The following is a 9,455-nucleotide window of genomic DNA, read 5'->3' as shown; positions in this document are numbered from 1 at the left end:
GCGTACTGGGCGGCCGCGGCGTTGAAGGAGTGGGCGCGGGCGGAGGCGGGCGGCACCTGGGCGGCTTCGCGTGTGGTCATGCCGACCATGGTGCGCGGGGTGGGGCGGGAGGGGACAGGGGATATTCGGCGGCCCCGTGCCCCTGGTTCCTTTACTTGCCGCGCTTTTTCTTCGCCGGGTTTCCGGTGCGGCGGGAGCGGGTGCGGTCGTATTCGGCGCGGGCCTTCTCGTATTCGGCGCGGGCGAGCTTTTCGCCGGGGGCCTCCAGGAAGGAGCGGCAGGCGTAGGCGACGAGCGAGCCGACGAAACCGATGGTGAGGAGGCCGCGCAAGGATGCCTGGCGGCCGGGGTCGGGGCGGCGTTCGTAGCTCTGCCAGGTGTTGCCGAAGGCGAGCGCGCTGCACACGGCGAACATGCCGACGACCAGGACGGTCACGAAGGAGCCGGTGCCCGCGATCTGGAGGCCCTGGTAGGCGAAGCGCAGGACCAGGCAGGAGACGGCGGCCGCGGCGACGGCGCCGAGGGCGGTGCCGGCGCGGCGGGCCGCGTAGCCGTTGGTGCGGTCCACCCAGGAGGTGCCGTAGAAGCGCAGGGGCTCGGGGCGGGGGCCCGCGTCGCCGCCCCCGGCGCGGGTCTCGGGGCTGGTGCCGGTTTCGTCGCTCACGGGGACGATTATGGCGGCCGGGGGACGGCGGGCGGTGGGCCGGGTCAGATGCAGCGGGTGGCGACGTAGCCGTCGCTGCCGGTGTGCACGTAGGCGTCGGAGACGAACTCGCCGGAGGCGATGTTGTCCCAGATGTTCGAGGTGCCGTAGTAGCCGTTGACGGTGGTGCCCGGGCTCTGGCAGTTGATGGTGACCTGGGCACCCTCGGGCAGGACGCGGATGAGGGCGTACCCGGTGCCGGGTCCGCTGCGGACGTTCAGGCGGACGCCCGGGGCGACGGCGTAGGACATGGTGTACCTCCCCCATGGCGCCCGCGGCCGGTCCGGGGCGCCGGTGAATGCTTCGGAAGCGGGTCTCCGTACAGACGTTCGGGACTCGTGTGCGGAGGTTAGCAAGCCTGAGCCGTGTCGCACGGGCGATCGACTAGGCTCCGAGCGACGCGCGCGCGACCGACAGCACGGGGGTGGTCCATGGCGCCACAGCGCAGCTCCGGACCCGGTGCGGAACCGGAACTTCCGGAGTACGCCGGTCACTACCACCTGGAGTCCCGGCTCGGCTCGGGCGGCATGGGCGTGGTGCACCTGGCCCGCAGTGGCTCCGGGATGCGGCTCGCGGTGAAGGTCGTGCACGCCGAGTTCGCGCGGGACGACGAGTTCAGGGGGCGTTTCCGGCAGGAGGTGGCGGCGGCCCGGCGGGTCAGCGGCGCCTTCACCGCGCCCGTGGTGGACGCCGATCCGGAGGCCGACCGGCCCTGGATGGCGACGCTGTTCATCCCGGGTCCGACGCTCGCCGAAGAGGTCAAGCGGAACGGCCCGATGGAGCCCGGCGAGGTACGGCGGCTGATGGCCGGGCTCGCCGAGGCGCTGCGGGACATCCACCGGGTCGGTGTGGTGCACCGGGACCTCAAGCCGGGCAATGTGCTGCTCGCGGAGGACGGCCCGAAGGTCATCGACTTCGGCATCTCGCGCCCCAAGGACAGCGAACTGCGCACCGAGACCGGCAAGTTGATAGGGACACCGCCGTTCATGGCGCCCGAGCAGTTCCGTCGGCCGCGTGAAGTGGGCCCGGCGGCGGACGTGTTCGCGCTCGGCTCGGTGATCGTGCACGCGGCGGCCGGACGCGGCCCCTTCGACTCCGACAGCCCCTATGTCGTCGCGTACCAAGTGGTGCACGACGAACCGGATCTGACCGGGGTTCCGGCCAACCTCGTTCCCCTGGTGCTGCGTTGTCTGGCGAAGGAGCCCGAGGACCGGCCCACGCCCGACGAACTCCTGCGCGCGCTGCGGTCGGTGGCTGCGTCCTACGACACGCAGGCGTTCATACCGACTCAGCGGGACGGCGCCGGAACCGACGACACACCTGAAGCGGCTGCCGAGGCCGGGGAGGAGCCTCCCGGGCGCCTGCGGTGGTGGACCCGGGGACGGGTCGCCCTCGCGGCGGGCGCGCTCGCGGTGACGGCGGTCGCGGGAGCCGCCTCGGCGCAGTGGTCCGGCGGTGGACCGGAGACGCCCCGGGTGCGCCCGATGGCCACCGAGGACCGGGTCACCGACTGGCGGTCCGCGTCGATCGCGCGGGACGCCGGATCACTTCAATGCGCTGACGGCGCGGGCCTGTTGCTCTGTGTCGCGCCGGGCACTGCGGCCGGGCTCGATCCGCGTGACGGCTCGGTGACGTGGCAGCGCTCCTTCCCGGGCGCGCGGTGGAGCGATCCGCCGGTCGTCGCCGGCGGACTGCTCCAACTCCGGGACCAGGAAGGGTGGGTGACGGCACTCGACCCGGCCTCGGGCGCCACACGGCTGCGACGGCAGCTGCCTCCGGACAGCGGGGCGCGGTTCGCGGGCGGCACACAGCTGGTGAGCCGCGCGGACGGCGGCGTCACCGGTGTGGACGGCGCGTCGGGGCGGGAGTTGTGGCACCGGTCGCTGCCCGACCATGTGCTGCCGAGACTGGAGACCTTCGGATCGGGCGCCGGGGACACGACCTCCTACGCGTCGGCCGTCGCCGCCGACGGGACCGGGACACGGGTCACCGCGCTCGATCCCGCCTCGGGGGAGGTGCGGTGGAGCGCCCGGCTGTCCGGTGTGCTCGAACCGGTGGGCGCCGAGGGCGGGTTCGCCTACTTCCTCGACACCGACCTGGTCTACGGCGACACCGGTGCGGTGGTGCGCTACAGAGTGAAGTCCAGGACCGTGGAACGCACTTCGCTCACGGTCCCCTTCCATGACGCCCATGCCGTCGTGCGGGACGGGGTGGTGTATCTGCTCTCGGCGGGCGGCGGCCTCGACGCCGTGGACATGGGCACGGGCAGGCGGCTGTGGCATCTGGAGACCTCGGTGAGCCGGGGCTCCCGGTTGGTCACCGACGGCCGGTATCTGTACTTCTCCGCCGCCGACGGCCGGCTGCTCGCGGTGGACGCCCGTCACGGCAGCCTCGCGGGGCAGACACTGCCGCGCTTCGGGGCGCGTACGGACCGGGTGGCGGCGGAGACGCCGGTGCCGGTGCTGACGCGGGACACGGTGTACGCGTCCGCTCCGGACGGCACGGTGTTCGCCCGGAACACGCGCGATCCGTCGGGCTGGTGACGGCGAGAGGGGCCGGTGTCGCACACCGGCCCCTCTCGATGTCCCCGGGTCAGCCCAGGAGGCTCACGTCACGCACGGCGCCCCGGTCGGCGCTGGTGGCCATCGCGGCGTAGGCGCGCAGGGCGGCGGAGACCTTGCGGTCACGGTTCGCGGGGGCGTAGACGCCGCCCAACTCCTCGTCGCGGCGGGCCAGTTCGGTGTCGTCCACGAGGAGCTCGATGGAGCGGTTCGGGATGTCGATGCGGATGCGGTCGCCGTCACGGACCAGGGCGATGGTGCCGCCCGAGGCCGCCTCCGGGGAGGCGTGGCCGATGGAGAGGCCCGAAGTGCCGCCGGAGAAGCGGCCGTCGGTGATCAGGGCGCAGGTTTTACCGAGGCCCCGGCCCTTGAGGTACGAGGTCGGGTAGAGCATCTCCTGCATGCCGGGGCCGCCCTTGGGGCCCTCGTAGCGGATGACGACCACGTCGCCGTCCTTGACCTCCTGGGTGAGGATGCGGCGGACGGCCTCCTCCTGGGACTCGCAGACCACGGCCGGGCCCTCGAAGGTCCACACCGACTCGTCCACACCGGCGGTCTTCACCACGCAGCCGTCGACGGCGAGGTTGCCCCTGAGGACCGCGAGGCCGCCGTCCTTGGAGTAGGCGTGCTCGGCGGAGCGGATGCAGCCGCCCTCGGCGTCGTCGTCCAGGGAGTCCCAGCGCTCGGACTGGGAGAAGGCCTCGGCGGAGCGGACGCAGCCGGGCGCCGCGTGCCACAGCTCGACGGCCTCCGGGGAGGGCGAACCGCCGCGCACGTCCCAGGTCTTGAGCCAGTCGGAAAGGGACGGGCTGTGCACCGCGTGCACGTCCTCGTTGAGCAGCCCGGCGCGGTGCAGTTCGCCGAGGAGGGCGGGGATGCCACCCGCGCGGTGCACGTCCTCCATGTAGTACGTGCGGCTCTTCGCGACGTTGGGCGCGACCTTGGCCAGGCACGGGACGCGGCGGGAGACGGCGTCGATCTGCTCCAGGCCGAAGGGGACGCCCGCCTCCTGGGCGGCGGCGAGCAGGTGCAGGATCGTGTTGGTGGAGCCGCCCATGGCGATGTCCAGCGCCATCGCGTTCTCGAACGCCTGGAAGGAGGCGATCGCGCGGGGCAGGACCGTCTCGTCGTCCTGCTCGTAGTAGCGGCGGGTGATGTCCATGACCGTGCGGGCGGCGTTCTCGTACAGCGCCTTGCGGGCCGTGTGCGTGGCGAGGACCGAGCCGTTGCCCGGCAGGGAGAGGCCGATGGCCTCGGTCAGGCAGTTCATCGAGTTGGCGGTGAACATGCCGGAACAGCTGCCGCAGGTCGGGCAGGCGTTCTCCTCGATGCGGAGGATGTCCTCGTCGGAGATCTTGTCGTTGACCGCGTCGGAGATCGCGTCGACCAGGTCCAGGGTGCGCACGGTGCCGTCGACCAGGGTCGCGCGGCCGGACTCCATGGGGCCGCCGGAGACGAAGACCGTCGGGATGTTCAGGCGCAGCGCGGCCATCAGCATGCCCGGGGTGATCTTGTCGCAGTTGGAGATGCAGATCAGGGCGTCGGCGCAGTGGGCCTCGACCATGTACTCCACCGAGTCCGCGATCAGGTCGCGGGAGGGCAGGGAGTAGAGCATCCCGCCGTGGCCCATGGCGATGCCGTCGTCCACGGCGATGGTGTTGAACTCGCGCGGGATGCCGCCCGCCTCCCGGATCGCCTCGCTGACGATCCGGCCGACCGGCTGGAGGTGGGTGTGGCCCGGGACGAACTCGGTGAAGGAGTTGGCCACGGCGATGATCGGCTTCCGGCCGATGTCCGCACCGGGTACACCCGAGGCGCGCATAAGGGCGCGGGCGCCCGCCATGTTGCGTCCGTGGGTGACTGTGCGGGACCTCAGCTCGGGCATCGTCGCTCGCTCCTTCAAGGAATGACGGGTCAGAGAGGCCTCTGACTGCTGCCGAGAGTACGCCGGTCATCCAGCTCTCGGGACGATGTGTCCGGAATGCGGGACGGATGTCTTGCCGCGGGGGTACTTCGCCGGGCCCCGGCCTCACTCCCCCGTGAGATGCCCCTGCACCACCGGCGCCAGCCGCGCCACGATCCGCTCCACGTCCGCCGAGGCCAGCGGCTCCACCTTGATCACGTACCGGAGCATGGCCGTACCGACCAGCTGCGCGGCCGCCAGTTCGGCGCGCAGCTCCGCGTCGGGACCGCCGATGCGCCCGGCGATGCGGTGCAGCAGCTGGGCGGCGACCAGGCGGCGGAAGACGGCGGCGGCGGCCTCGTTGTTCACCGCCGAGCGGACGATGGCGAGCAGCGGGGCACGGGTCGCGGGGTTCTCCCAGATACCGAAGACGAAGCGGGTGAACCGCTCCCCCACCGTGTCCAGCGGGCCCTCCACGATGGCGTCCGGGGCGGCGAGGGCGGGCGCGAAGGAGACGGTGACGGCCGCCTCGAAGATCTGGTCCTTGGTGCCGAAGTAGTGGTGGACCAGCGCGGAGTCGACCCCGGCGGCCTTGGCGATGCCGCGGACGGACGTCTTCTCGTAGCCGCGCTCGGAGAACTCCTCGCGGGCCGCGGCGAGGATGCGGTCGCGGGTGTCGCCGGACTCGGTGCGCGGGGGCCGTCCCCGGCGGCGCGCGGTGCCGTCGCTCATGGCCGGGGCACCCGGATGTCGGCGGCGAGGTGGCGGCGGGTGAACTCCAGGGCCTCGGCGAGGTCGGCCTCGCGCTCGGCGCTGGACATCGCGCGGCGGGTGTTGACCTCCAGGACGACATGGCCGTCGAAGCCGGTGCGGGTCAGCCGGTCGAGGAGCTCGGCGCAGGGCTGGGTGCCCCGGCCCGGCACCAGGTGCTCGTCCTTGGCGGAGCCGCGCCCGTCGGCGAGGTGGACGTGGCCGAGCCGGTCGCCCATGCGGTCGAGCATGTCGAGCGCGCTGGTGCGGGCGGTGGCGGTGTGGCTGAGGTCGATCGTGAAGTGCCGGTAGTCGTCCTTGGTGACGTCCCACTCGGGGGCGTAGGCGAGCATCTCGCGGTCGCGGTAGCGCCAGGGGTACATGTTCTCGACGGCGAACCGCACGTCCGTCTCGTCGGCCATGCGCCAGACGCCCTCGACGAACTCACGGGCGTACTGCCGCTGCCAGCGGAACGGCGGGTGGACGACGACGGTGGAGGCGCCCAGCTTCTCGGCGGCCGACTGCGCGCGGCGCAGCTTGGTCCAGGGGTCGGTGGACCAGACCCGCTGGGTGATCAGCAGACAGGGCGCGTGCACGGCGAGGATCGGCACGCCGTGGTGGTCGGAGAGCCTGCGCAGGGCCTCGATGTCCTGGCTGACGGGATCGGTCCAGACCATGACCTCGACCCCGTCGTACCCCAGGCGCCCGGCCATCTCGAAGGCCGTCGCCGTCGACTCCGGGTAGACGGAGGCCGTCGACAGGGCGACCTTCACGTCCCTTGGTTCAGCCACGGGGACACCTTACGGGGTGGGGTGCGGGGGGTGTCGGGCGTCCCCTGGCGGGTGTGGGGCGGCACACGGCGGCCGGTGCGGGGCAGGCACACGGCACCCGGTGCGGGGCGGGCACGCGGCGCCCGGTGCGGGGCGGGCACGCGGCGCCCGGTGCGGGGCACCTGTCGGCTCACCCCACGCCCATGTGGTCCAGCCGCCGCAGGATCACGCCCTCGCGCAGGGCCCATGGACAGATCTCCAGGCTCTCCACGCCGAAGAGGTCCATCGCGCCCTCGGCGACCAGGGCGCCGGCGAGGAGCTGGCCGGAGCGGGACTCGGAGACGCCGGGGAGTTCGGCGCGCTGGTCGGCGGACATGGCGGCCAGGCGTGGCACCCATGCCTCCAGGGACTCGCGCTTCAGCTCCCGCTGGACGTACAGGCCGTCGGCGTCGCGCGCGGCGCCCGCGAGACGGGCCAGTTGCTTGAAGGTCTTGGAGGTGGCGACCACGTGGTCGGGGGCGCCGTGGCGGACGAACTCCCCGACCGTGCGGGCGATCTCCGTACGGACGTGACGGCGCAGGGCGCGGACCGAGTCCGGGTCGGGCGGGTCGCCCGGCAGCCAGCCCGCGGTGAGGCGGCCCGCGCCGAGCGGCAGGGAGACGGCCGCGTCCGGCTCCTCGTCCAGGCCGTAGGCGACCTCCAGGGAGCCGCCGCCGATGTCGAGGACCAGCAGCTTCCCGGCGGACCAGCCGAACCAGCGGCGCACCGCGAGGAAGGTGAGCCGGGCCTCCTCGGCGCCGCTGAGCACCTGGAGCCGTACGCCGGTCTCGGTCTCGACCCGGGCGAGCACGTCGTCGGCGTTGCGGGCGTCGCGCACGGCGGAGGTCGCGAAGGGCAGCAGGTCCTCCACGCCCTTGTCCTCGGCCGCCTCCAGCGCCTCCCGTACGACCGCCACGAGCCGGTCGATCCCCTCGGCCCCGATGGCCCCGTCCCCGTCGAGCAGCTGGGCCAGCCGGAGGTCGGCCTTGTGCGAATGCGCGGGGAGCGGGCGGGCGCCGGGATGGGCGTCCACCACCAGCAGATGCACCGTGTTCGAACCCACGTCCAGGACACCGAGTCTCATGTACGGAACGCTACTGCCAATACCTCCCCCGACGGCCCCGATCAGGGGTTCCGTCCACTTACCCTGGACCCGTGCCAAAGACGAAAAAGGCGAAGGACGAGAAGGCCGCCAAGCACGACAAGGCGGACAAAGTGTCCAAGAGGCGCAAGGACGCCGCACCGGTGGACGACGAGCAGGGGCTCGACTTCGCGCGGGCGTGGGTGGAGTTCCCCGACCCGGCGGACGACGAGCAGGTCTTCCGCTGCGATCTGACCTGGCTGACCTCGCGCTGGAACTGCATCTTCGGCAGCGGCTGCCAGGGCATCCAGGCGGGCCGCGCGGCCGACGGCTGCTGCTCGCTGGGCGCGCACTTCTCCGACGAGGACGACGAGAAGCGCGTCGCGGGGCACGTGGCCCGGCTGACCCCGGACATCTGGCAGCACCACGACGAGGGACAGCGCGGTGGCTGGATCGCCGAGGACGACGAGGGCTCCCGGCAGACCCGCCCCTTCCAGGGCTCCTGCATCTTCCAGAACCGCCCCGGCTTCGAGGGCGGCGCGGGCTGCTCGCTGCACATCCTGGCTCTGAAGGAGGGCCGCGAGCCGCTGGAGACCAAGCCGGACGTGTGCTGGCAGCTCCCGATCCGGCGGACGTACGAGTGGATCGACCGCCCCGACGACACCCGGGTCCTCCAGGTGTCCATCGGCGAGTACGACCGCCGCGGCTGGGGTCCGGGCGGCCACGACCTGCACTGGTGGTGCACGTCGGCCACCTCGGCGCACGGCGCGGGCGACCCGGTCTACGTCTCCTACCGGGCCGAGCTGACCGAGCTGATGGGCAAGGCGGGCTACGACCGGCTGGTCGAGCTGTGCGAACAGCGGCTGGCCTCGCGGCTGCCGCTGGTGGCCCCGCACCCGGCGGACCCGGCGCGGCCGGGCGAGACGGGCTGAGGGCACCTTTTTGATCAAGTCCGGCTGAGCGAGGCCCGTCGACTGAGCGGGGCCCGCCGGGTGGACGGGCCCCCGCTCAGTCGGCCTCCGGGACCGACGGGTCCACCTCCGTCGGCGGCGGTGTCGGCGTCGGCGGCGGTGAGGTCTCCGGGTCCGGCGGGTCCGGGCTCGGGCTCTCGCTCGGCGGGGGCTCGCTGGTGGGCGGGTCCGTGGTCGGCGGCGGGGTCGGGGAGGCCGGGGGTGTGCTGCTGGGCGGGGCCGAGGTCGGGGGCGGGGTCGTACGGGCCCTGCCGTACCCGGTGATGGTGACGACCGCGCCCGCCGGGGCGACGGCGACCCGGGCGCGCCAGTGCCCGGCGGGTTCGCGCAGGTGGTCCACGTACACCCGGACCGTGAGCGCCTCGCCGGGGGCGAGGGTGCCCGAGGAGCGGCTGAGGTAGAGCCAGGGCTGCCGGGTGGTGGCGGACCAGTGGACGGGGCCCGAGCCGGAGGCGCGCAGCGTGATCAGGGTGGTGTCGCCCTCGGTGGCCGCGCCGATGGTGAGCTGTCCGGCGCCCTTCTTGCCCGCGCCGGAGACGCTGACCACCTCGACGGAGACGTCCGGGTCGGCCTGGCCGCTGGGCCGGGGCTCGGGTGTCACGCTCGCGTTGCCCGCGTTCTCGTACGCCCCGGAGCGGTCGCCGTCGAGCGCGTCCGGGCCGCTCGCGCCGGGCGCG

At 73.2% G+C, this 9,455-nt stretch carries 8 protein-coding genes and 1 pseudogene; 2 read left to right on the top strand and 7 right to left on the bottom strand.

The annotated features are described in order from the left end of the window. Positions 1-151: 151 nt before the first annotated feature. The gene (locus GTW40_RS25390) at positions 152-664 is read right to left on the bottom strand and encodes an EamA/RhaT family transporter (RefSeq protein WP_161182491.1); all 513 of its coding nucleotides are present in this window, start codon (positions 662-664) and stop codon (positions 152-154) included. A 44-nt stretch (positions 665-708) separates the two neighbouring features. Further along, a complete protein-coding gene (locus tag GTW40_RS25385; protein WP_161182490.1) occupies positions 709-954 on the bottom strand; it encodes an SH3 domain-containing protein in 246 nt (81 codons plus the stop codon). A 180-nt stretch (positions 955-1,134) separates the two neighbouring features. On the opposite strand from GTW40_RS25385, the gene GTW40_RS25380 reads away from it, so the two are divergent. Then, positions 1,135-3,246, top strand: a complete 2,112-nt coding sequence (locus GTW40_RS25380; protein ID WP_161182489.1) for a serine/threonine-protein kinase — start codon at positions 1,135-1,137, stop codon at positions 3,244-3,246. A 49-nt stretch (positions 3,247-3,295) separates the two neighbouring features. Here the strand turns inward: GTW40_RS25380 and ilvD are convergent, their stop codons facing one another. The 4 genes from ilvD to GTW40_RS25360 all read right to left on the bottom strand — a co-directional run bounded on the left by ilvD (position 3,296) and on the right by GTW40_RS25360 (position 7,810). Then, a complete protein-coding gene (gene ilvD / locus GTW40_RS25375; protein WP_161182488.1) occupies positions 3,296-5,149 on the bottom strand; it encodes a dihydroxy-acid dehydratase in 1,854 nt (617 codons plus the stop codon). A 144-nt stretch (positions 5,150-5,293) separates the two neighbouring features. Beyond that, a complete protein-coding gene (locus GTW40_RS25370; protein WP_161182487.1) occupies positions 5,294-5,899 on the bottom strand; it encodes a TetR family transcriptional regulator in 606 nt (201 codons plus the stop codon). Next, positions 5,896-6,630, bottom strand: coding sequence for a sugar phosphate isomerase/epimerase (locus tag GTW40_RS25365; protein WP_237525678.1), 735 nt, complete (start codon positions 6,628-6,630; stop codon positions 5,896-5,898). The genes GTW40_RS25370 and GTW40_RS25365 overlap by 4 nt, the downstream gene beginning before the upstream one ends. Before the next feature lie 247 nt (positions 6,631-6,877). Further along, positions 6,878-7,810: a Ppx/GppA phosphatase family protein gene (locus tag GTW40_RS25360; RefSeq protein WP_161182485.1), complete on the bottom strand. Its 933-nt coding sequence runs from the start codon at positions 7,808-7,810 to the stop codon at positions 6,878-6,880. Positions 7,811-7,881: 71 nt separating this feature from the next. Between GTW40_RS25360 and GTW40_RS25355 the strand changes: the two genes are divergently transcribed. Next, entirely contained in the window at positions 7,882-8,739 is an 858-nt protein-coding gene (locus GTW40_RS25355; RefSeq protein WP_161182484.1) for a hypothetical protein, read from the top strand. A gap of 76 nt (positions 8,740-8,815) precedes the next feature. Here GTW40_RS25355 and GTW40_RS25350 read toward each other — a convergent pair. Then, positions 8,816-9,455: pseudogene (locus tag GTW40_RS25350) on the bottom strand (hypothetical protein); the annotation flags it as partial.

Origin of the sequence: Streptomyces sp. SID4985 (assembly GCF_009863025.1) — a bacterium.
GTDB lineage: Bacteria > Actinomycetota > Actinomycetes > Streptomycetales > Streptomycetaceae > Streptomyces.
This window is presented reverse-complemented; position numbering and strand designations above follow the sequence as displayed.

Excerpts from the sequence above, each read along its gene's own strand:
- GTW40_RS25385 (WP_161182490.1), bottom strand. The coding sequence starts at position 954 with ATGTCCTACGCCGTCGCCCCGGGCGTCCGCCTGAACGTCCGCAGCGGA.
- GTW40_RS25380 (WP_161182489.1), top strand. The coding sequence starts at position 1,135 with ATGGCGCCACAGCGCAGCTCCGGACCCGGTGCGGAACCGGAACTTCCG.
- ilvD (WP_161182488.1), bottom strand. The coding sequence starts at position 5,149 with ATGCCCGAGCTGAGGTCCCGCACAGTCACCCACGGACGCAACATGGCG.
- GTW40_RS25370 (WP_161182487.1), bottom strand. The coding sequence starts at position 5,899 with ATGAGCGACGGCACCGCGCGCCGCCGGGGACGGCCCCCGCGCACCGAG.
- GTW40_RS25365 (WP_237525678.1), bottom strand. The coding sequence starts at position 6,630 with ATGGCCGGGCGCCTGGGGTACGACGGGGTCGAGGTCATGGTCTGGACC.
- GTW40_RS25360 (WP_161182485.1), bottom strand. The coding sequence starts at position 7,810 with ATGAGACTCGGTGTCCTGGACGTGGGTTCGAACACGGTGCATCTGCTG.